The organism is Janthinobacterium sp. AD80, assembly GCF_002878455.1.
Taxonomy (GTDB): Bacteria; Pseudomonadota; Gammaproteobacteria; order Burkholderiales; family Burkholderiaceae_D; genus Janthinobacterium.
Window position 1 is genome coordinate 139742 of sequence record NZ_NRDQ01000020.1, and the last position, 20952, is coordinate 160693.

A 20952-nucleotide genomic window follows, 5' to 3' on the forward strand; every position below is an offset into this window, starting at 1 on the left:
ACATATATAAGAGAAACTTATGCGCGTCGTGGACTACCGTGGATTGGCCGCCCTCGACGCCGTGATCGGCCTGGGCAGCTTTGAAAAGGCCGCGCATGCGCTGGCGATCAGCCAGCCGGCCGTGTCGCAGCGCATCCGTACCCTGGAAAACCTGGAAGGCACCTTGCTGATCATCCGCAGCCATCCGCCCGCGCCGACGGAGGCGGGCCAGCGCCTGATCGCCCATTACCGCCAGGTCAAGCTGCTGGAAGCGGCGCTCGACGCCCAGCCGGGACCCACCACCCAATTGCCGGAACTGGCCATCGCCGTCAACGCCGACAGCGCCGCCACCTGGATTCCGGAAGCGCTGGGGCCGCTGCTGACGCCGCCGTCCTGCCTGCTCGACATCCGCCTCGACGACCAGGACCACACCTTGAGCCAGCTGCGCGAAGGGCGCGTATTTGCCTGCGTCACCAGCGCCACCGACCTGGTGGCCGGCACCACGGCCACGCCGCTGGGCGGCATGCGCTATCTGTGCGTGGCCTCGCCCGCATTCGCGCAGCAATGGTTTCCGGAGGGTTTTACAGTCGAAGCCGTCAGCCAGGCGCCCGCCATCACCTTCGGCAGCAAGGATGCGCTGCATGAACGCTATCTGCAGCACCGCCTCGGTTATGCGGGACGTTATCCGCACCACGTGTTGGGCTCGGCGCGCGACTTCGTGCGCTTCATCGAAGCGGGTTTTGCCTATGGCATGGTGCCGCTGCTGCAGGCGGAAACGGCGCTGGCAGCCGGCCGGCTGGTCGATGTGGCAGCAGGCCAGGCGCTTGACGTGCCATTGATCTGGCATGCCTGGGATATCCAGACGCCGCTGACGCGCACCCTGTCGGACGCCGTCATCGCCACAGCCCGCAAATGGCTGCTGCAAGATGGCCAGAGCAAGCCGGATGTAACACTTTAACCAATTAAATATGCTTGAATACAACTTCCTCGTGCATACCCTGCCCTGCCTGGCCTACACTGCACACATCATCCATCCACACCAGGGGCAAGCATGACGATCCTGCGCACCACCTTGCTCGGTTTGCTGGCCAGCATTCCGCTGGCGGCCGGCCTGATTGCCTGCTCACCCTTGACGGCCATCAACACCCTGTCGTCGGGCAGCGCTTCGCAAGTGACCCACGGCCTCGCGTATGGCCCCCTGCCCCGGCAAAAACTCGATGTATATGCGCCGAAAATCCATGCGGGACCCGTGCCCGTGGTGGTTTTCTTTTATGGCGGAAACTGGACCTCGGGCAACCGGGCCGACTACGCCTTTGTCGGCCATGCGCTCGCATCGCGCGGCTATCTGGCCGTCATCGCCGACTATCGCCTGTATCCGGACGTGCACTATCCCGAGATCCTGCAGGATGCGGCCCGCGCCGTGGCCTGGGCCGCCATGGAATCGAGCCGGCATGGCGGCGATCCGGCGCGCCTGTTCGTCATGGGCCACAGCGCCGGCGCCTACAATGCGGCCATGGTGGCGCTCGATGCCAGCCTGCTGGCCCGCCACGGCATGCACCCGCACGACTTGCGCGGCTGGATAGGGCTGGCCGGGCCCTATGACTTCCTGCCCATTGAAAACCCGACGGCCCGCCCCGTCTTTTTCTTCCCGGATACGCCCACGTCTTCGCAACCCATCCACCACGTGACGGCCGAAGCCCCGCCCGCCCTGCTGATCGCGCCGGTACCGGGCAAGGATAAGCTGGTCAATCCGCAACGCAACACCGGCGGCCTGGCTGCCGCCTTGCGCGCCAGACAGCGGCCCGTGACGGAAACGTATTTCGATACCGTCAGCCACACCACCCTGGTCGCCTCGCTGGCCGGCCCCTTGCGCATGCTGGCCCCCACGCTCGATGCCGTAAGCGCTTTCATCGACGCCAACAGCGCGCCAGTCACCGCAAGCGCCTCGCCAAGGATCAGCGCCACCGGCAACACCACCATGCAAGCCACGGACAGCAAAACGCCCGTCCCCTGAGGAACGGGCGTTCTGCCCGGGCAAGTAACAAGCAGCAAGCAGCAAGTAACAAGTAGCAGTGACAAGTGACAAGTAACAACTAGCGGCAGGCTACAGGGGACAGGCAACACGCAAGCAGTGCGCGCAAGCAGTGCGCGCAAACGACGACCGGCAAGAACGGCATTGCCCGCCGCCGCGCAGGCTGAAAGACAGCCTGCCACCTGGTTTGAAACAGGGCCTGAAACATGCTCGGAAATACAGCCTGCCATGCAGCGCAAACCCCGCTCCGAGCCACTGCCTGCACTACGGCCAGCAAAGCGTTGCGCGGCACACTCGCCATCCCCCGAGGCTCGGCCCTTGGGGGACGGTTCAGGCGCCGGCAACGGCAGGCTTACTCTTTACGACTGGCGCTGCTGCTGCTTTTGCCTTGTGCGCCGCCTGCTTGCGTTGCGCTGCCGCTGGCCGAGCTTTCGCTACCGGCCGACTGGTGGCTACCTTGCTGGCTGCCTTGCTGGCCGGCACTTTGCAAGCTTTGGCCGTCACGGCTTTGCGCGCCGCGCTGCTGGTCGCGGTTGGCGCCGTTCTGGTGATACGACTGGAACGGTTCGGCGATGCGCTGCATGGCTTCCTGTTGCTTGCGCACGTTTTTCTCCGTTTCTTCCGACGCCGTGCGGGCCACTTCTTCAGCCAGTGCCTTGGCCGTGCGGCTCGTTTCATTCACATGCTGCTCGGCGACATTGGCCAGTTCGACCTGGGTATCGGCGGCCAGGCGCGACAGTTGCTGCTGGTACTTGCGCAGATGCTCGGCAGCCGGCTGGCCCGAGGCGGCCGCCACCTGGAACGCATCTTCCGCGCGCTCGACCGTCAGCAGGTTCTGGCTGGTGATCGAGCTTTCTTCCAGCAAGCCTTGCGCCAGCTGCATGTTCAGGTCATTGAATTGCTGTGCCGACTGGAACAGCGACTTCGACAGGCCGTTGAAAAAGGCCAGTTGGGCTTCCAGATGGTTTTTGGCGGCAGGGGTAACACTACGGGAATATGGATACATGGAGTTTCCTCATTAAAGAACAGTTGGGTGGACATAAAAATATATGGCGACACCACCGGCTGTCGAACGGTTGGGCAGACGGCCGGGCTGTGCCACGAGACGCGAAAAACATATCCGATTGGTGGAGAGATGCTTTGCAACGCGAGTCCCAAGGCTACGTGAGCACAGTCCGCGAGGGATGATCTGGATCAAAGGTGCGCGAGGCTGCGCAGAAAGTTTTGGCTGGACGGCCCGCCATTGGCGAGCGTCAGTATCAGAAGGAAAAAACTATGTCAGGAAAGGCCGGCATCGGTGGCCGGCACGACAGGCTTGTAGCCATGGCTGCGCAGCGACGCTTCCAGCCAGCGGTTGCCATACCAGCCGCGCGCCAGCAGGTAGCTGAGCTCCGCCGCCCCCATCAGCAGCACCATCGGGCCGATCTGCAATCCGCTTGCCAGCTGGCTGCCAAACCACAGGCAGACATCCATCGCCAGCATCAGCAGCAACAGCCACCAGCGGCGCTTGGCCACGGCCCAGAAGGAGCCCAGCAAGAGTGCCGGCCAGGAAAATCCGGATTTCACGTAGACATAGCCGCCAGCATCGTTGGCAAACAGGGTGGCGCCGTGCGTCATGCCGTTCTCTTCAGGTAATAAGTGGTGTAAGTGATGTCAGTCCTCGGCAAGGTGGCAGACGGCTTCGATATTGTGGCCATCCGGGCCCAGCACGAAGGCGCCGTAATAGTTCGGGTGGTAGATTTCACGGATGCCTGGCGGTCCATTGTCCGTGCCGCCGGCGGCCAGCGCCGCCGTGTAAAACGCGCGCACCTGCTCGCGGTTGCCTGCCGCAAAGGCGAGATGCATGCCGGCATGCGGCGTGCCGCCAGCACCGAACCAGAAATCAGGTTTGCCATCCTTGCCCAGGCCTACCCAGCCGTGCTCTTCCATGACGACCGAAACGCCCAGAGGCGCCAGAGCTGCTGCAAAGAAGGCCTTGCTGGCCGCCGTATCGCTGACGCACAAACCGATGTGATCAAGAATCATGATGAGTAAGGATGACAGTGTGTTAGAGGAAAGCATAGTATGCGCCAGCGCTGCATACTTGCCAAGAGAGCACTACAAATCGGCCGCATAGCGGGCCAGCATCTGCGCCTGGCTTTCCAGCGTCGCGCTGCCGCCCGTCTGATCGCTGATCATCTGGCCCATGCTCGGCAGCACTGAGCGTTCGACCTGCGCCGCACTGTCCCACAAGCGCGAACGCATGAGGGCCTTGGCGCAATGCAGGTAGGCTTCCGCCACGCGCAGGCGCATGACCAGGCGTGGCGGGTTGCGCTCACCGGCAAACAGCGCCAGCAGCGCGGCATCGTCGCTGAGGCTGGCCTCGCCGTTCACGCGCAAGGTTTCATCGACGCCGGGGATCATGAACAGCAGCCCTGCCCGCCCCGTTTCGGCAATATTGCTGAAGCTGTCGAGACGGTTATTGCCTTTGGCATCGGGTAACAGCAAGGTATGCCGGTCCAGCACCTGCACGAAGCCGGGCGCGCCGCCGCGCGGCGAAGCGTCCAGCTGGCCTGCAGCGCCGCCCGTCGCCAGCACGGCGAACGGCGACAGGCCGATAAAGGCGATGCAGTGCGGATCCAGGTGGTCAAGCTGCTTGCTCAAGGCCCGCCCCTGCGCGGGCGGATAGTGCTCGCGCAGTTGCTCCAAGGTATCGATGTCCATGCGCCTCCCGGCTTAGCGCAGGTTGCCCGTATGGCCCAGCGAATAGCGGCCCGGCTGCGGCCACACGGTCAGGCCGTGCGGCTCCTGTCCGACTTTCACCTTGGAGACGTCGCCCGTATTCGTGTCGATGCGGTACACCACATCGTCGAAACGGCCGGACAGCCACAGGTACTTGCCGTCGGCGGAAACGTTGCCCATGTCGGGGCTGCCGCCACCGGGAATCGGCCAGTTCGCCACGACTTTTTCCGTCGCGAAATCGATCACGCTGACGCTGCCCTTGCCCTTCGGCTTGCCATGGATGCGGTGCGTGCCGCGGTTGGCCACGTACAGTTTCTTGCCGTCACGGCTCGGATACAGGCCGTGCGCGCCCACGCCCGTCTGGATGAAACCGATTTCCTTCAGGCTGGCGCCATCGACGATGTGCACGCCGTCGGCGTCCATGTCGGCGATAAAGAATTTCTTGCCGTCCGGCGAGATGCGTATGTCTTGCGGCATGCCCTTCTTGACGCTGCAGATTTCATTTGCCGGGCCGCCCACGGGACCGGATTCGGCAAAGCGCTTGGCCGGCATCTGCAATTTCAGGTAGCCATCGACCTTGCGGCCCACCAGGTCGATCTTGGCGATGGTGCCGTCGAATTCGCAGGTAAACATGGCGTAGCGGCCATCGTTCGAGAAATCCGCATGGTTGATGCCGCCGCACTGGGGCGTATCGATCGAATACTGCACGGCCATGGTCTTCGGATCGCGGAAATCGAGGCGGTGGCGCGCTTCGGCCACGACGATGGCCGACTTGCCGTCCGGCGTGTAATACATATTGTAGGGATCATCGACCGGCACTTCCTTGCCCGGCTTGCCGCTCAAAGGGTCGATCGGCGTCAGGCTGCCCTTGTCCGTGCGCTCGGCATTATTCGCCACCCACAGGGTGCGCAAGTCCCACGATGGCACGACGTGCTGCGGGCCGCTGCCGACCTTGAACTTGTCCACCACTTTCAGGCTGTCCTGGTCGATCACGTAGACGTCGTTCGAGCGCAGGTTCGGCACATAGACTCTGCGCAGGTGATCCTTGACCACGGGACTCATGTTGCTGCTGGCAATGCTGCCATACACGTTTTTCGGGTCGACCAGCGGCGGCATGCCGGGCAGCGGCGAATACGCGGCGGCCGGTGCCGCGGCAGCGGCCGCAGCGGGTGTGCTGGCGCCGATGACCTGGCTGGCCACGCCCAGGCCGGCCAATGCGGCAGCCAGGGCGGACAAGGTGACGATGGTGCGTCGTTGAGATTTTTTCATGTGATTTCGCGTCGTTTCGTTGCAAATGCCGGAAGTTATACACTTCCAGCGGAAATTATTTATGCCGTTGCAGCCATTGCCTGATGGCCGCCACCGAGGTGTCGACCTGCAGCTTGATGCCGATCTGCCCCAGTTCCTTCGTCGCCCGCGTGGCATCGCCGCGCACGCCGTCCGCCACGCCTGGTTTCGCGCCGTGCGCCATGGCTTCGCTGCGTACCAGCGACGCATCGGTCGCCAGCATCAGGGCCGCGTCCGCCAAGCCCGCGTGCAGGCCGATCTCGGCGCCGCTGTAGCCACGCTTTTGCAGCTCGGCAACATATGCCGATTGCGTGATGTCATAGTAGTCGAGCAAGGCGTACGCGCGCGCATCCTTGCCAGCGGGCGTTTTATCCCAGGCGCGGTTGAGTTTGCTGGCCACGTTTTGTTCATTCTTTTGATAGCCGCCATGGTCACCGAGGAAAATGATGTCGCGGAAACCATGCTGGCGCAGGCTGGCCGCCGCCCCTTCCAGCACGGCCTCGAAAGCGGCCGGTGGAATCGAGATCGTGCCCGCGTGGCGCATGTGGCCGGCTGGCGGCGAGATGCTGCCCTCCGGCACGTAGGAAACAACGGGCGCGACAATCGTATTACCCAGATTTTGCGCGATCTGCCGCGCCAGGATGGCCGCGCGCACATTGTGCTTGCCCAGCGCGATGTAGGGCCCGCTCTGCTCCACGCCGCCAATGGGGATCAGCACGGTGGTGGCGCCATGCTCGATACGGCTGCGCAATTCCGTACTGGTCAGTTCTTCCAGCATGACACTGCCGCTGGCAGCCGTAGCGGCAATGGTAGGCGCGGCAGGCACCAGGCAGAACAGGGTCAGGGCAAACAGGGCGCCGAGCGGCAAGGACTGAACAGAGTGCGCGCGGGGCGCGGGTGACACATCCGGCAGGGGGAACTGCAGAGTCATAAGCAAACATCTTTCCGTGGTCGTCTAGCGTGACGCCGTACCCGGCCTGGCCAGGCAAGCTGGCTGCCACGCAAGAATTGTATTCCATCATGACGGGATCGGCACGTTAATTTGGCGCGCCGGCTGACAAAGAATTGACGGTGGGCGGCAAACCACAAAGCGCTGATCCGATGGCGACATGCCGGGACGGAACGGCGACGGCAGGAAGCAATGCGCTTGTTGTGCGCGCCAGATGATATCCTTGGCAATAAAGCATGGCTGTGCGGTGTCATTTCCGGAGCGTTCCATGTGCAGCGTGACAACGATTGCGCAATCTTGCCTTGCGTAGCACGCGGCAACGGGGCAATGCAAAGCGAGTCCATCACGCAATGCTGAACTCACTGGGCATCCGCATGAAAATGATTAAATTACAATTACGGAACTAAAAATGGGCGGAAGCAGCCTGCCGCCCTGTCATTTTGCGCAGTATCGCCTCGCCCGGCATGCCTGGCTCATGCACCGCGCGGTTCGCGCTTACCTCCTCATCCAAAGGGAACTTATGAAGTTTGCAGTCCACGCCGTACTCGGTCTCTCGCTGGCCTTCGCCGCCCCCGCCTTTGCCGCCACCACGACGCCCGCGGCGCCGGCAGCACAAGCTGCGGCACCCAGCCCGGCACATCTGAAAGCCGTGCAGGATTTGCTGGGCACGATGCAGATTGAAAAGGTACTCAATGGCGTCGCCGCCCGCAGCCGCTACGCCAGCGAAGCCCAGAAGCAGGCCGTGCTCGCCAAGCTGGCGAAAGTTCCGCCGGCAGAGATTTACCAGCGCCTGGCGCCCGCGTTGGCGCGCAGCATTTCCGCCGAGACGGCGACCGAAATGAGCCGTTTTTACAGCACGCCTTACGGCAAGCAGGTCATCCACAAGAAGTACAATTCCGGCGCCCAGCTCATCATGCCGGGCATGACGGCGGCCGTTTCGCCTGAGGAAAAGAAGGAGCGCAAGCGCGCCGCTTATGTCAAGGCAAGCAAGGAGCTGGCGGAAGCGGAAGCGGCGATCGAGCACGAAGCATTCAAGCTGCTGCAACAGATCAACAAGGAAAAGCGCTAGACGCACGGGTGCCGCCCGCTTGCCGAATGCCCATTGCGATCAGGCGCCCCCTGTCGGCCCGGGCGCGTTTCCGGTATCATTCGGCATGCATAATATTCCTTTCCAACCATTTGTCATTGGTGTCGCTGGCGGCAGCGGCAGCGGCAAGTCAACCGTATCCCAGCAAGTGCTCGCGTCGTTTGGCGCCGACATGGTCTCTGTCGTGATGCAGGACGACTACTACCGCGACCAGACCCACCTGTCCCCTGACGTCCGTCCCCAGCAGAATTACGACCATCCGCAGGCGTTCGAGTGGCCGTTGCTGGTGCAACATGTCCAGGCCTTGCGTAACGGCGAATCGATCGAGATGCCGGTGTACGACTTCACGCTGCACAACCGCTCCGACAAGACCATTTCCGTCAAGCCAGCCCCGGTGATCGTGATCGAAGGCCTGTTTGCCCTGTATGACGAAGACTTGCGCGACATGATGTCGCTGAAGATTTTCGTCGACACCGCCTCCGACGTGCGCTTCATCCGCCGCATGCAGCGCGACATTACCGAACGCGGCCGCTCCGTGGAAAGCGTCATCGAGCAGTACCTGGAAACAGTGCGCCCGATGCACAAGCAATTCATCGAGCCGACCAAGCGCAATGCCGATGTCATCTTGCCGCACGGCGCCAACGGCCCCGCGGTCGACATGATCACCGCCAAGGTGGCCAGCGTGATCGGCCGGATGCAGCGCCCCTGATGTCATGCCATGGCGGCCGGGCGCTGGCCCGGCTTGCCTGCTACCCGGTGCCGGGCGCAGGCGTTTGCCAAAGTAATCACTGAAGGCAACGCTGGCGGCGTTCCCACCATTGACCTATCCATCAGAAAAACCCCGGCATGCCGGGGTTTTTTCATGTTTCAGCGTTCAAGCGTTCAAGCGCTGGCGCTGCGGCCGGGCAGTGCCAGGCGTCGGCTGGCTGTCGCCGCTGCCGGGGCCGGCAAGCCGCCCGCCAGTTTCAAGGACTTGCCTTGCGCGTCGCCGCGCAGGCGGAAGACGGCCACCACATCCACCAGCTCCACGGCGCGATCCTGCAGCGAGGACGCCGCTGCGGCAGCCTCTTCCACCAGGGCCGCGTTTTGCTGCGTCACCTGGTCCATCTGCGAAATCGCCTGGTTGACTTGCTCGATGCCGGCGCTCTGCTCGTGGCTGGCGTTGGCGATGTCGCCCATGATGTCGGTGACGCGACGGATGCTGGCGACGATTTCTTCCATCGTCGCGCCTGCCTGATCGACCAGCACGCTGCCCGTGTTGACCTTGTCGACGGAATCCTCGATCAGCCCCTTGATTTCCTTGGCGGCTGCGGCCGAGCGCTGCGCCAGGTTGCGCACTTCCGTGGCCACCACGGCAAAGCCTCGGCCCTGCTCGCCAGCGCGCGCCGCTTCCACGGCCGCATTCAGCGCCAGGATATTGGTCTGGAAGGCAATGCCGTCGATCACGCCGATGATGTCGGCGATTTTCTTCGCCGATTCATTGATGGAACCCATGGTGCCCACCACCTGCGCCACCACGGCGCCACCCTTGCGGGCAACGTCCGAGGCGGACACGGCCAGGGTATTCGCCTGGCGCGCATTGTCCGTATTCTGGCGCACGGCCGAGGTAAGCTCTTCCAGGCTGGACGCCGTTTCTTCCAGCGACGAGGCCTGCTGCTCTGTGCGCACGGACAGGTCCGCATTGCCGGCGGAAATCTGCGCGGCCGCCACGCTGACCGTATCGGCCGAAGTGCGCACTGTAGCGATCACGTCGACGATGCGTTCGAGGAATTTATTGAACGCCGTGGCCGTGCGGCCCACTTCATCCATGCGCTCGACGGGCATGGCGGCGGACAGGTCCAGCGAGGCGCTGACACGCTCCAGCGTATGTTCGATATTGCCCAGGCCGCCGCTGATGGTGCGGTAGATATGCCAGGCCAGCGCGCCCGTCAGCAGCACGGCCACGCCCAGCACGGCCAGCATGGTGTTGAAGGCCGTGTCGTAGGCGGCCAGGCTCTCGGCCTTCACGTCATCGACCAGCTTGTTGTTGTAGGCGATATGGTCATCCATGCTTTTCTTGGCGGCGGCGGCCGTGATGGCCAGCGGCGTGCCAGCGAGCAAGGTGGCGCGCACGCCATCCATGTCGCCCGCGTAGGCGGCGGCAAAGAACGGCACCAGCGCGCGGCGGTAGGCTTCCATGGCGGCCTGGTCGGCGTCGAGCATCTTGCTGTCCGTGGCGTCGTACAGGCGCTCGGCGCGATAGGTGGCGATGACCTTGTCGAAATTCGTGTTGGCGTCGGCGACGGCCTTGTCCAGTGCCGTCTTGTCGGCCAGGTTCGAGAACACGGACAGGCGGTAGCCGGCCAGGCGCGAGTCGGCCAGGAAACCCTTGGCCGCATTCAAGCCCTGAATGCTGGGAATGATGCGGTTTTGCACGGTGTCAAAACGCTCCTGCGCGCGCTGCAGCTGCATGGCGCCGCCTGCCCCCAGTGCCAGCAGGGCCAGCAAGGCGATGGAAAGGGTCAGTATTAGTTGCTTGGTAATATTCATGGTGTTTCACAGTAAAAAGTAGCCTGGCAAGGCCAGGCAGGATAAAAGCTGCCGATCAGGTGGCCGGAAATCGCAGTTGGGAACCGGCCGGGCGGACTTACGCCGCCAGCGGCGCGGCGTCCGGCGTGCGGCGCAGCAAGTCGCCGTGCTGGCGGCAAAACGCCAGGCCCGCCTTGTGGCCCACGTCGAACAGCAGCTGCATGTTCGAGCTGGACCAGTCCAGGGTGTCGGGCCAGTGCTGCTCGGGAATGCCGCCCATCAGGTCGAGCTTCAGCAAACGCCGCTTGGGCTGGCCCGTGCGCGCATCCGTGTTGTGCTCGAGTTCGAACAGGCGCAGTTCGCTCTTGGAAATTTTCACCAGCGGCGTGATGATGGAACGCACCCAGGCGTCGTACAGGTTGCGCGGCTTGCGCAGCAGGCGCTCGTCGCCGAGGATGTCGAGGATGACCAGGGTGTCGGCGTCATGGTGCTCGCCCTTGCCTTCGATAAACGGCTCGAAATTGAGCGTGTCGAGGGCCGCGCCTTCGATGTAGTCCTCGCCATCGATGGTGGTGGGCGCGTACAGGAAGGGAAAGGACAACGCCGCGCGCACGTGGATGGGTTCGATCTCGTGCTTGCCCCAGATTTGCATGCGGTGCGCGCTGAGGTTGTAGGCGTTGATGTAGAAAGCGGGACGCATGTGCGCGACGCCCGAGAAATCCACGGCCTTTTCCAGGAACGGCAAATGCGCGCACAGGCCCAGGCTTTTCGCCGACAGGTCCGATGGCGACAGCGACGACACCATCAGCTTGCCCCAGTCCGACCAGGCCGTCGGTACGCCCGCAAACGTTTGCTTGAACGCCTGAAAGAAAGGATTGTTGGCCGGTGGCTGGAAGGCGTCGCGGAAGGTGCTCGCGTGCATGCCCGGCTTCTGGAACACCTTGTAGTTGATCGGGATCATCTTGTAGATGCTGTCTGCCACGCCCGTGTCCGCCCAGCTCTGCAGCGCCTGGCGCGGCGTCGCTTCGTGCGGCGTCGTGTAGAGCAAACCCATCAAGACACCCGCGCCGGAGGCGGAAATGACGTCGAACTCGATGCCCTCGTCGAGAAACGCCGCCAGGGCGCCCGCGATCAAGGTGGAATTTGGTGCGCCGCCACCGAGCAGCAAGCCCGTTTTGCGGGCTGGTTTTAGCGTCGCGGCGGCGGCCTGATGTGGCGGCGTCGTGGTGACTGTCTTCATGCTCACTCCCTGAATGGAACCGGGCTCGCGCCCCTAATTGTTGGTTACTACGCGCTTATGACGCTTAATCATCTTCATGTTCCCGCAACTGCCGCGTTGTTACAATGTTGCAGAAACAGATATGAAATTAACATAAATAAATGCCATATGGCAATTTCAATAACGCATAACGGGTATTCAGAAAGGCCATAAGCTGACAGCACGCGGCGTAGCGTGGTGCATCGCAGCAAATAAAAAATCCGCAATGTTAGGAAAAATCTCTTTTGGGGTAGGAATATTCCTCAACTGGCTGCCACGGCGGCGGCCAGAGCACTCAGGAGGCGGAGCGTGGCACAGGAAGTGGCGCGGAAAAATGCAGATGGGTACACACGTAGTCAACAAAGACGCGGATTTTCGGCGACAAATGGCGGCTTGACGGCCACAGCACCCAGAACTTGCTGGCCGCTTGCAGGTAGTCGCCCAGCACGGCTTGCAGCTCGCCACGGGCGATGGCGTCGCGCACGATAAAGTCCGGCAGATAGGCCAGGCCCACGCCCTGCGCGGCGGCGCCGATCAGGGCTTCGATATTGTTGCAGGTCAAGGCGGTCGGCAGGCGCGGCTCGCCGCCGACATCGCCCCCGCCCTCACCATGCTGCAGCACCCATTCCTGCAGCTTGCCCGTGGTGGGAAATTTATAGCGCACGCAGGCGTGCCCTTCCAGCGCCCGCGGCGTGGCCGGCACGCCGTGGCGGGCGAAATACGCGGGCGATCCCACGATGGCAAAGGCGAACGGCCCCAGTTCCCGCGCCATCAGCCGCGAATCGGTGAGCGTGCCGCTGCGCACGGCCACGTCCACGCCCTCTGCCACCACGTCGACCAGGCGGTCATTGAAGTCCAGATCGAGTTCGATCTCAGGATACTGCCGCGTAAAGTCCGCCAGCACGGGCAGGATGATGCGGTAGCCGATCACGGGCAAGCTCACTTTGAGCTTGCCGCGCGGCGCCTCGGCCAGGTGCGACAGTTCCGCCTCGGCATCGCCCAGGTCGGCCAGGATGCGCTGGCAGCGCTCGTAGAACAGTGCGCCCTCGTTGCTCAGGCTGATGCGCCGCGTGCTGCGGTTCAGCAGCCGCACGCCCAGCTTTTCTTCCAGCCTCGCCACGCTCTTGCCCACAGCCGAGGCCGACACACCGAGCAGCCGCCCGGCCGCCACATAACTGGAGGTTTCCGCCGCGCGCACGAAGGCGGTAATGCCGTTCAGATTATCCATGCCACCCCGATCGCTCAATTAAGGAATATTTGTCCGCTATGAGCGGCTTTTCAACCACTTTTTCACGCATTGCGTCCATATTATCATCGAATTCCCTCTTTCTGGAATCACTCCCATGGATACGAATCTCCCCGCAGCAAGCCCTGAACAGGGCCCGGCCCCGGCCCGGCGCGCGCTGGTCCTGGCCGCCGTCTGCCTGGCCGCCCTGTGCATGCCGCTCAGCTTTACGGGTCCGGCCATCGCCATTCCCGCCATCGCCGCCGAACTGCGCGGCAGCCCGCTGGCGCTGGCCTGGATCACGAATGCCTTCATGCTCAGCTTTGGCGGCTGCCTGATGGCCGCTGGCGCGCTGGCCGACCGCTATGGCCGCAAGCGCGTGTTTTTAATGGGCATGAGCGTATTTTCCGCCGCCGCGCTGGCCCTGGCGGCCGCGCCCTCCATCGTGCTGCTCGACGTGCTGCGCGCCGTGCAGGGACTGGGCTGCGCGATGGCCCTGTCCAGCGGCCTGGCGGCGCTGGCGCAGGAATTCGACGGCCCGGCCCGCGCACGCGCTTTCAGCCTGATCGGCACGGCCTTTGGCGTAGGCCTGGCCTTCGGCCCCTTCCTCGCGGGCGTGCTGATCGCCCGCACGGGCTGCGCGCCATCTTTATCGTGACAGCCGGGGCTGGCCTGGCCGCCCTGCTGGCGGCCGCGCGCGCCATGCGCGAATCGCGCGACCCGCAGGCGAGGGGCGTGGACTGGCCCGGCGCCCTGACATTTACGGGCGCCCTTTCCCTGTTTACCTATGGCTTGCTGCAGGCGCCCGACAGTGGCTGGAGCAGCGCGGCCAGCCTGGGGCTGTTCGGTGGCGCGGCCTTGCTGCTGGCCGCTTTCATTTATGTGGAGCGCCGCGCCGCGCGGCCCATGCTGGACTTGTCCCTGTTCCGCCTGCCCGCTTTTGCCGGCGTGCAGCTGCTGGCCGCCGCGCCCGCATTTTCCTTCGTCGTGCTGCTGGTGCTGCTGCCCGCCCGCTTCATCGGCATCGAGGGCTACAGCGCTTTTGATGCGGGCCGCATGATGATCGCCCTGTCCGCCCCCATGCTGGTGCTGCCCATGCTGGCCGGTCTGGCGGCGCAGCGCATCGCCGCCGCGCACATCTGCGCCAGCGGCCTGCTGCTGGCGGCGGGCGGCCTGTTGTGGCTGTCAATGTGCGCACCAGGCTTGCCCGCCGCAACCCTGCTGGGGCCGCTGCTGCTGATCGGTTGCGGCATCAGCCTGCCGTGGGGCTTGATGGATGGCCTGGCCATCAGCGTCGTGCCCGTCGAGCGGGCCGGCATGGCGGCCGGCATCTTCAATACCACGCGCGTGGCAGGCGAAGGCCTGGCGCTGGCCATCGTCAGCGCCCTGCTGGGTACGCTCACCGTGGCCGCGCTGGGCAAGGTTCCCGGCATCGCCGCGCAACAGGCGGCACTGGCCGCCCCCTTCCTGGCCTTGGGCGAACTGCGCCATGCGGGCGAACTGTTGCCGCAGGCCGGCGCCGCCGAGCTGGCACAAGCGTATGGCACGGCCTTCCGCCACTTGCTGTATGTGCTGGCCAGCATCACCACGGCGTCGGCCCTGCTGATCCTGGCATTCCTGCGCCATCCGGCCGGCAGCCCGTCAGCGGAGTCCACGTCGACCCTGCCCGCCTGCAAGACCTCCACCTGAGCGGCACGCGCCGCAACACCTCCCCCGCCGCGCTGAAAGCACGGCGCGGCTTCCCCGTCCCGTGCATGGCGGCGGCCACACGCCGCCCCCTGCCATTGATGTTTCTCCGCAACACCTTCGATGTCTCCGGAAGATGCAAGGAATAAAACGAGTTTACTTATCAAAGCGCTTTGAACTATACTCAAAGCGCTTTGAAACATAGTTAAAGCGCTTTGGTTGTGCAAAGTGATGCACGCCGATCCTGCGGTTATAAACCTATAAAAACACTGGAGACACAATGAACACATTTTTCTTGAAAGCGTTGCCAGCGGCAGTGCTCATGGCCTTGAGCGCGTCGGCCCAGGCTGCCCTGCCGATCGACTTCGGCGGCTATATCCGCTCGGGCTTCGGCACCAGCAGCGAAGGCGGCAAGGAAGCCTGCTTCGGCCTGGCCGGCGCCTCGTCCAAGTATCGCCTGGGCAATGAGTGCGAAACCTACGGCGAGCTGAAGTTCGGCGGCGAAGCGTTCAAGGCAGCCAATGGCACCACCTTCCGCATCAATACCCTGGTGGCGTTTTCCGTCAACCAGAACCAGGACTGGGAGCAGTCGGACCCGTCGTGGCGTGAAATGAACGTGGTGGCCGACAAGATCGGCACGGGCGCCTTCGCCGAAGCGCGCGCCTGGGTCGGCAAGCGCTACTACGACCGCCAGGACGTGCACATCACCGATTACTACTTCTGGAATAACAGCGGCCCTGGCGCCGGCCTGGAAAACATCGACCTGGGCGCCGCCAAGCTGGCCTACGCCATCGTGCGCACGGCCGATGACACGGACAGCAAGCGCATGGGCCTGTCCCACGACTTGCGCTTTTCCGGCATCAAGGTCAACCCCGATGGCGAACTGACCCTGGGCGTGCAGTACAACCAGAAGCGCAACGCGGACGGCGCCGCGCCCATCGCCAGCGGCCATTTGCTGACCATCATGCATACGCAAGGCAACCTGCTGGGCGGCTTCAACAAGGTGGCGCTGCAGTTCGGCAAAGGCAGCGGCGCCAACACGGGCGGCTTCAGCCTGGGCGCCAGCAAGGATGACAAGGTGGTGCGCCTGACGGAACAACTGATGATCCAGCCGAAAGGCGCCTGGTCGGGCATGGCCACCTTCGTCTACGAAGACAAGGAAACGGCGGGCGTCAGCAGCAAATGGACGTCGATCGGCGCGCGTCCCGTCTACCACTTCAGCGACAACTACAGCCTGGCAGTGGAACTGGGCCACGACATCGTCAAGCCGGAAGGCGGCGAAAGCCGCAACCTGACCAAGCTGACCTTCGCGCCGCAACTGTCGGCCGGCAACAGCTTCTGGTCGCGCCCCGTGCTGCGCGCCTTCTACACCTACGCCAAATGGAACAAGGCGGCCCAGTCGGCGGCCGCCGCGGAATCGGCGCTGTCGTCGACGGGCGTGTTTGGCGGCAAGACCAATGGCAGCTCGATCGGCGTCCAGGTCGAGTCCTGGTGGTAAGAGCACCGAAAACGTCGCTGGCGGCGTTGCACGGTCTTGCCGTACCGGCGTACTGTTTGCGACGGCGCGCCTTGCCCTGAACGTATTGCCGCACGCGCCTTTTCAGCGGCATCCAACACTGGCTGATGCCGCAAGGCAGCAGCCAATGGCAGCAACACCGCCTGCTTGCACAGGGGCAGGCAGTATCCGGACCCACCATCGCGCCGCTGCACGCGATGGCCGGCAGTTTCAATGTAGTGATTCAGCAGTATCCTCTTTTAGCGCGGGCGCCCCTGGGTTTGCCCGCGTATTTTTTTGGCCGCGCCGCCGGCGATCGTTAGCCTGATCGTCCTGGCATTTATCAGATAAACTACCCGACATCGCACCGCGCCGCCTCCGCCAACCCGCCGGACGCCGGCAGCGGCTGGACTCACCCAAGATAGCTCCCGACTGCAGCATCCATGAACCTCAAAAATCTCGCCAAAACGCTAGGAATTTCCGAAACCACCGTCAGCCGCGCCTTGAATGGCTATCCGGAAGTGAGTGAACGCACGCGCGAACGGGTAATGGCCGCCGCGCAGGCGGCCGGCTACCGGCCCAATCCCATGGCGCGCAGCCTGGCCGTGGGGCGCACGAATATCGTCGGCATCATCTACCCGCTGATGCCCAACGACCTGGCCGACCCGATGTTCATCGAGATCGTCGGCGGCATGTCCGAAGCGCTGGAGGCGCAGCAGATGGACATGATGATCGCGCCCGCCTCGGCCACCAACGAATTCCATACCTATGAGCGCATGGTCAAGGGCCGCCGCATCGATGGCCTGGTGGTCGGGCGCACGAAACCGTTCGACGAGCGCATCGCGTACCTGGCGCAGCAGGGCATGCCGTTTGTCGCGCATGGCCGCACGCAGCTGAACCAGCCGCACGCCTGGTTCGACTACGACAACGAGGCCGGCATGCGCCTGGCCGTCGAGCGCCTGGCGCAGCTGGGCCACCAGCGTATCGGCCTGATCAGCGCCACGCCGGACCTGAACTTCGTGCGCCAGCGCGTCGAGAGTTTCCAGAGCGCCATGCAGGCGGGCGGCCTGGCCGTCGATCCGGACAACCTGGTCGACAACGCGCACGACCGTCGCGCCGGCTACCAGGCCATGCAGCGCCTGCTGGCCCGCTCGCCCCGCCCCACGGCCGTCATCGTCGACAATCACATGTCCGGCGTGGGCGCCGTGCGCGCCCTGCTCGACGCTGGCATCGCCATCGGCAGCGAGATGTCGCTGATCGTCTGGGGCGTGATGGAAGATTCCCTGGCCGGCCACAACGTCACCACCGTGGTCCAGCCCGACCCGCGCGCGCCGGCGCGAAGATGATCCACATGCTGCTGGCCCTGATGGACGGCACGCCCGTCACCGAACTGCAGGAACTGTGGCCGTGCGAGCTGCTGCCGGGCGAGTCGGCCGGGCCTGTCCTCAGCACCTGATTTACCTCTTCATTGCGAAACCCGTCGACTACCGGGGTCAGACCCTGAGGCTCTGACCCCGGCCCTTGCATAGGGTTTCGTCTTCGCCCAGGGGATGCACATCCCTTCCCTGAATCACCCCCATAAAAAAATCGTATGTCTGGCGCGTGTATCGCTTTACTTTTCAAAGCGCTTTGAACTATACTCATTTCATACCCAAAGCGCTTTGAATTTTAAAATAAGACGTTCGCCTACCAACCAGCAGCGCCGTCCTGATAGCCAAGGCTACAGGCAACTTTTAAGAAATCATTCATGCCGACCATCCAGAACAATCTCGCTACCCTGCCCGCCGACTGGTGGCGCAGCGCCGTCATCTACCAGGTGTATCCACGCAGCTTCCTCGACAGCAATGGCGATGGCATCGGTGACTTGCCCGGCATTACCTCGAAACTCGATTACATCGCCGCCCTGGGCGCCGACATCGTCTGGATCTCGCCCTTCTTCACGTCGCCCATGAAAGACTTCGGCTACGACGTGGCCGATTTCTGCGACGTCGACCCCATGTTTGGTACTTTGGCCGATTTCGACCGCCTGGTGGCGCGCGCCCATGAGCTGGGCTTGAAAGTGATGATCGACCAGGTGCTGTCGCACTCGTCCGACATCCACCCGTGGTTCGTGGAAAGCCGCGCCAGCCGCGACAATCCGAAAGCCGACTGGTATGTATGGGCCGACCAGAAGCCGGACGGCACCGTGCCGAACAACTGGCTGTCCGTGTTTGGCGGCTCGGCCTGGCAATGGGAGCCGCGCCGTGGCCAGTACTATCTGCACGACTTCCTCGCCAGCCAGCCCGACCTGAATTTCCACAACCCGGCCGTACAGCAGGCGCAGCTGGACAACCTGCGCTTCTGGCTCGAGCGCGGCGTCGACGGTTTCCGCTTTGACTCGTGCAACTTCCCCTACCATGACCAGCTGCTGCGCGACAATCCGCCGGCCGCCCAGCGCGATGCCAGCAGCGTGTCGGCCATCAATCCCTACGGCATGCAGTCGCACCTGTACGACAAGACGCAGCCGGAAAACATCGCCTACCTGCAGCGCGTGCGCGCCGTGCTCGACGAATACAAGGCCATTTCCATCGGCGAAGTGGGCGACGACAACGCGCTCGCTACCATGGCCGCCTACACCACGGGCGGCGACAAGCTGCACATGGCCTACAGTTTCAACCTGCTGACGGCGGAATTCTCGGCCGGCCACATCCGCACCCAGGTTGAAGAATTCGAAGCCAAAGTGGCCGACGGCTGGGCTTCCTGGTCCGTGGGCAACCACGACAGCGTGCGCGTGATGACACGCTGGGGCGGCGAAAACCCGTCGCCATCCCTGGCCAAGGTCGTGCTGGCCGTGCAGGCGGCCCTGAAAGGCACGCCGTGCCTGTACCAGGGCGACGAGCTGGCCCTGACGGAAGCGGACATTCCTTTCGAAGCGCTGCAAGACCCGTACGGCATCCCGTTCTGGCCCCAGTTCAAGGGCCGCGACGGCTGCCGCACGCCGATGCCGTGGGTGGCCGACGCGCCGCATGGCGGTTTCAGCACGGCCAAACCCTGGCTGCCCGTGCCGCCCGAGCACCTGGAGCGCGCCGTTGACGCCGAGGAGCGCGATAGCGGCTCGCCGCTGCGCTTTGCCCAGAACATCCTCGCCTGGCGCCGCACCCAGCCGCAACTGCTGAGTGGCGACATCGTCTTCTTCGATGCCCCGGAACCCGTGCTGGCCTTGCGCCGCGACCTGCCAGGCCAACCATCCGTGCTTGCCGCCTTCAACCTGGGCACGCAAGCCGTCACCTTCGCCTGGCCGGACGCGGCGCAGGCGACCGGCCTGGCAGGCCACGGTTTGCCGGGCAGCCAGCAAGGCGGCAGCGTCACCCTGCCCGCCCATGGCGGCTGGTTCGGCAGCCTGGCGTAAATCGCAGGCTTTGGCGGCCATGCCGCCAATTACAATAACGAGCCCCGCGCATCAGCGGGGCCGAACAACAGAGTATCAGTGCTTGGCAAAATCGTAGCGAGCGGATGAAAATTGTGGCTGAGAAGCGCAGCTGTGCGAATGCACGGTGAGCATCGCCAGCCGCAAGTTCGACGCGCAGTAGATTTGGCCAGGCACATTCAGTGAGATTGAGGACGACGACATGGCTGGACTGAAGTTAACAGGCCTGAAAAAGGCATATGGCGACGTGCAAACCCTGCACGGCATCGACCTGGAGATCGCCGATGGCGAATTCATGGTCTTCGTGGGGCCATCGGGTTGCGGTAAATCTACTTTGCTGCGCAGTATCTGCGGCCTGGAAGAAATCAGCGGCGGCGATTTGTTCATCGGCAAGACCCGCATGAACGACGTGCCGCCGGCCAAGCGCGGCATCGCCATGGTGTTCCAGAGCTACGCGCTGTACCCGCACATGAGCGTGGCGCAGAACATGGCCTTCGGCCTGAAACTGGCCGGCATGAGCAAGGTGCAAATTGCCGATGCCGTGCAGCGCGCCGCACAAATCCTGCGCATCGAGCCTTTGCTGGAACGCAAACCCAAGGATCTGTCCGGCGGCCAGCGCCAGCGCGTGGCCATCGGCCGCGCCATCGTGCGCAAGCCCGACGTCTTCCTGTTCGACGAACCGCTGTCCAACCTGGACGCCTCGCTGCGCGTGCAAATGCGCATCGAACTGGCGAATCTGCACCGTGAATTGCGTTCGACCATGATTTACGTCACCCATGACCAGGTCGAAGCGATGACCCTGGCCGACCGCATCGTCGTGCTCAACGCGGGCCGCATCGAACAGGTGGGCGCGCCACTGGAGCTGTACCACCACCCGGCCAACCTGTTCGTCGCCGGCTTCCTCGGTTCGCCCCGCATGAACTTCCTCAAGGGCAAGATCCACAGCTACGCCGACGGCGTGGCCACCATCGCCACCAACGCGGGCGGCATGCTGCAGGCCGTGTTGACGCAACCATTGGCCAGCGGCACCCCCGTCACCATCGGCGCGCGTCCCGAACACGTGCAGGCGTGCGCGCCCGGCGCCACGGCCGCCATCACGGCCAGCGTGCAGGCGGTCGAGAAACTGGGCGACATCAGCTATCTGTACGTGCAGGTGCCGGGCGGCGACGAGCCGCTGGTGGTGCGCGCCGATGCCGAGACGGACTGGGCCATTGGCCAGTCCGTGGCCCTGCAAGTGGCGCCCGCGCGCGTTCACGTGTTCGACGAGCACGGCCAGACCCGCACCTGATCCACCCGTTTCAGGGGCCAGGCGCTACAGG

16 protein-coding genes and 2 pseudogenes are annotated in these 20952 nt (G+C 63.9%); 9 read left to right on the top strand and 9 right to left on the bottom strand.

Annotated features, from left to right (window positions below; all coding sequences use genetic code 11):
* Positions 1 to 19: 19 nt before the first annotated feature.
* Complete coding sequence (locus JaAD80_RS05300; RefSeq protein WP_102293208.1) at positions 20 to 937, top strand: LysR family transcriptional regulator ArgP; 918 nt, start codon at positions 20 to 22, stop codon at positions 935 to 937.
* 93 nt (positions 938 to 1030) lie between these two features.
* Positions 1031 to 1993: an alpha/beta hydrolase gene (locus tag JaAD80_RS05305; RefSeq protein WP_102293209.1), complete on the top strand. Its 963-nt coding sequence runs from the start codon at positions 1031 to 1033 to the stop codon at positions 1991 to 1993.
* Positions 1994 to 2363: 370 nt separating this feature from the next.
* Here JaAD80_RS05305 and JaAD80_RS05310 read toward each other — a convergent pair whose 3' ends face one another.
* From JaAD80_RS05310 to JaAD80_RS05335, 6 genes are all read right to left on the bottom strand, one after another.
* A complete protein-coding gene (locus tag JaAD80_RS05310) occupies positions 2364 to 3017 on the bottom strand; it encodes a phasin family protein (RefSeq protein WP_102293210.1) in 654 nt (217 codons plus the stop codon).
* 272 nt (positions 3018 to 3289) lie between these two features.
* On the bottom strand, positions 3290 to 3628 hold the full coding sequence (locus JaAD80_RS05315; RefSeq protein ID WP_102293211.1) for a hypothetical protein: 339 nt from the start codon (positions 3626 to 3628) through the stop codon (positions 3290 to 3292).
* Between the two features lie 36 nt (positions 3629 to 3664).
* A complete protein-coding gene (locus tag JaAD80_RS05320) occupies positions 3665 to 4036 on the bottom strand; it encodes a VOC family protein (RefSeq protein WP_180979310.1) in 372 nt (123 codons plus the stop codon).
* 72 nt (positions 4037 to 4108) lie between these two features.
* Positions 4109 to 4714, bottom strand: a complete 606-nt coding sequence (locus JaAD80_RS05325) for a pyridoxamine 5'-phosphate oxidase family protein (protein WP_102293212.1) — start codon at positions 4712 to 4714, stop codon at positions 4109 to 4111.
* A gap of 12 nt (positions 4715 to 4726) precedes the next feature.
* A complete protein-coding gene (locus JaAD80_RS05330) occupies positions 4727 to 6001 on the bottom strand; it encodes a YncE family protein (protein WP_102293213.1) in 1275 nt (424 codons plus the stop codon).
* Positions 6002 to 6056: 55 nt separating this feature from the next.
* Entirely contained in the window at positions 6057 to 6950 is an 894-nt protein-coding gene (locus JaAD80_RS05335; protein ID WP_102293214.1) for a creatininase family protein, read from the bottom strand.
* Positions 6951 to 7377: 427 nt separating this feature from the next.
* On the opposite strand from JaAD80_RS05335, the gene JaAD80_RS05340 reads away from it, so the two are divergent.
* Positions 7378 to 8037 (top strand): hypothetical protein, encoded by a 660-nt coding sequence (locus JaAD80_RS05340; RefSeq protein WP_258002816.1) that lies wholly within the window; start codon positions 7378 to 7380, stop codon positions 8035 to 8037.
* A gap of 85 nt (positions 8038 to 8122) precedes the next feature.
* On the top strand, positions 8123 to 8764 hold the full coding sequence (gene udk / locus JaAD80_RS05345) for a uridine kinase (RefSeq protein WP_102293216.1): 642 nt from the start codon (positions 8123 to 8125) through the stop codon (positions 8762 to 8764).
* A 173-nt stretch (positions 8765 to 8937) separates the two neighbouring features.
* Here udk and JaAD80_RS05350 read toward each other — a convergent pair whose 3' ends face one another.
* From JaAD80_RS05350 to JaAD80_RS05360, 3 genes are all read right to left on the bottom strand, one after another.
* Positions 8938 to 10584: a methyl-accepting chemotaxis protein gene (locus JaAD80_RS05350; protein WP_102293217.1), complete on the bottom strand. Its 1647-nt coding sequence runs from the start codon at positions 10582 to 10584 to the stop codon at positions 8938 to 8940.
* Positions 10585 to 10681: 97 nt separating this feature from the next.
* Entirely contained in the window at positions 10682 to 11803 is a 1122-nt protein-coding gene (locus JaAD80_RS05355) for a patatin-like phospholipase family protein (protein ID WP_102293218.1), read from the bottom strand.
* A gap of 313 nt (positions 11804 to 12116) precedes the next feature.
* Complete coding sequence (locus tag JaAD80_RS05360; RefSeq protein ID WP_102293219.1) at positions 12117 to 13049, bottom strand: LysR family transcriptional regulator; 933 nt, start codon at positions 13047 to 13049, stop codon at positions 12117 to 12119.
* Between the two features lie 211 nt (positions 13050 to 13260).
* Between JaAD80_RS05360 and JaAD80_RS05365 the strand changes: the two are divergent.
* The 5 genes and pseudogenes from JaAD80_RS05365 (at position 13261) to JaAD80_RS05390 (ending at position 20921) form a co-directional block, all read left to right on the top strand.
* Positions 13261 to 14735: pseudogene (locus tag JaAD80_RS05365) on the top strand (MFS transporter).
* A gap of 277 nt (positions 14736 to 15012) precedes the next feature.
* The gene (locus JaAD80_RS05370) at positions 15013 to 16230 is read left to right on the top strand and encodes a carbohydrate porin (protein WP_102293220.1); all 1218 of its coding nucleotides are present in this window, start codon (positions 15013 to 15015) and stop codon (positions 16228 to 16230) included.
* Between the two features lie 440 nt (positions 16231 to 16670).
* A pseudogene (locus tag JaAD80_RS05380) lies at positions 16671 to 17683 on the top strand (substrate-binding domain-containing protein).
* 291 nt (positions 17684 to 17974) lie between these two features.
* Positions 17975 to 19615, top strand: coding sequence for an alpha-amylase family glycosyl hydrolase (locus tag JaAD80_RS05385; RefSeq protein WP_102293222.1), 1641 nt, complete (start codon positions 17975 to 17977; stop codon positions 19613 to 19615).
* Between the two features lie 220 nt (positions 19616 to 19835).
* Entirely contained in the window at positions 19836 to 20921 is a 1086-nt protein-coding gene (locus tag JaAD80_RS05390) for an ABC transporter ATP-binding protein (RefSeq protein ID WP_102293223.1), read from the top strand.
* The last annotated feature ends 31 nt before the right edge of the window (positions 20922 to 20952 follow it).

Excerpts from the sequence above, each read along its gene's own strand:
- JaAD80_RS05340 (WP_258002816.1), top strand. The coding sequence starts at position 7,378 with ATGGGCGGAAGCAGCCTGCCGCCCTGTCATTTTGCGCAGTATCGCCTC.
- JaAD80_RS05350 (WP_102293217.1), bottom strand. The coding sequence starts at position 10,584 with ATGAATATTACCAAGCAACTAATACTGACCCTTTCCATCGCCTTGCTG.
- JaAD80_RS05325 (WP_102293212.1), bottom strand. The coding sequence starts at position 4,714 with ATGGACATCGATACCTTGGAGCAACTGCGCGAGCACTATCCGCCCGCG.
- JaAD80_RS05320 (WP_180979310.1), bottom strand. The coding sequence starts at position 4,036 with ATGATTCTTGATCACATCGGTTTGTGCGTCAGCGATACGGCGGCCAGC.
- JaAD80_RS05335 (WP_102293214.1), bottom strand. The coding sequence starts at position 6,950 with ATGACTCTGCAGTTCCCCCTGCCGGATGTGTCACCCGCGCCCCGCGCG.
- JaAD80_RS05300 (WP_102293208.1), top strand. The coding sequence starts at position 20 with ATGCGCGTCGTGGACTACCGTGGATTGGCCGCCCTCGACGCCGTGATC.
- JaAD80_RS05310 (WP_102293210.1), bottom strand. The coding sequence starts at position 3,017 with ATGTATCCATATTCCCGTAGTGTTACCCCTGCCGCCAAAAACCATCTG.
- udk (WP_102293216.1), top strand. The coding sequence starts at position 8,123 with ATGCATAATATTCCTTTCCAACCATTTGTCATTGGTGTCGCTGGCGGC.
- JaAD80_RS05305 (WP_102293209.1), top strand. The coding sequence starts at position 1,031 with ATGACGATCCTGCGCACCACCTTGCTCGGTTTGCTGGCCAGCATTCCG.
- JaAD80_RS05360 (WP_102293219.1), bottom strand. The coding sequence starts at position 13,049 with ATGGATAATCTGAACGGCATTACCGCCTTCGTGCGCGCGGCGGAAACC.
- JaAD80_RS05330 (WP_102293213.1), bottom strand. The coding sequence starts at position 6,001 with ATGAAAAAATCTCAACGACGCACCATCGTCACCTTGTCCGCCCTGGCT.
- JaAD80_RS05385 (WP_102293222.1), top strand. The coding sequence starts at position 17,975 with ATGCCGACCATCCAGAACAATCTCGCTACCCTGCCCGCCGACTGGTGG.
- JaAD80_RS05315 (WP_102293211.1), bottom strand. The coding sequence starts at position 3,628 with ATGACGCACGGCGCCACCCTGTTTGCCAACGATGCTGGCGGCTATGTC.
- JaAD80_RS05355 (WP_102293218.1), bottom strand. The coding sequence starts at position 11,803 with ATGAAGACAGTCACCACGACGCCGCCACATCAGGCCGCCGCCGCGACG.
- JaAD80_RS05370 (WP_102293220.1), top strand. The coding sequence starts at position 15,013 with ATGAACACATTTTTCTTGAAAGCGTTGCCAGCGGCAGTGCTCATGGCC.
- JaAD80_RS05390 (WP_102293223.1), top strand. The coding sequence starts at position 19,836 with ATGGCTGGACTGAAGTTAACAGGCCTGAAAAAGGCATATGGCGACGTG.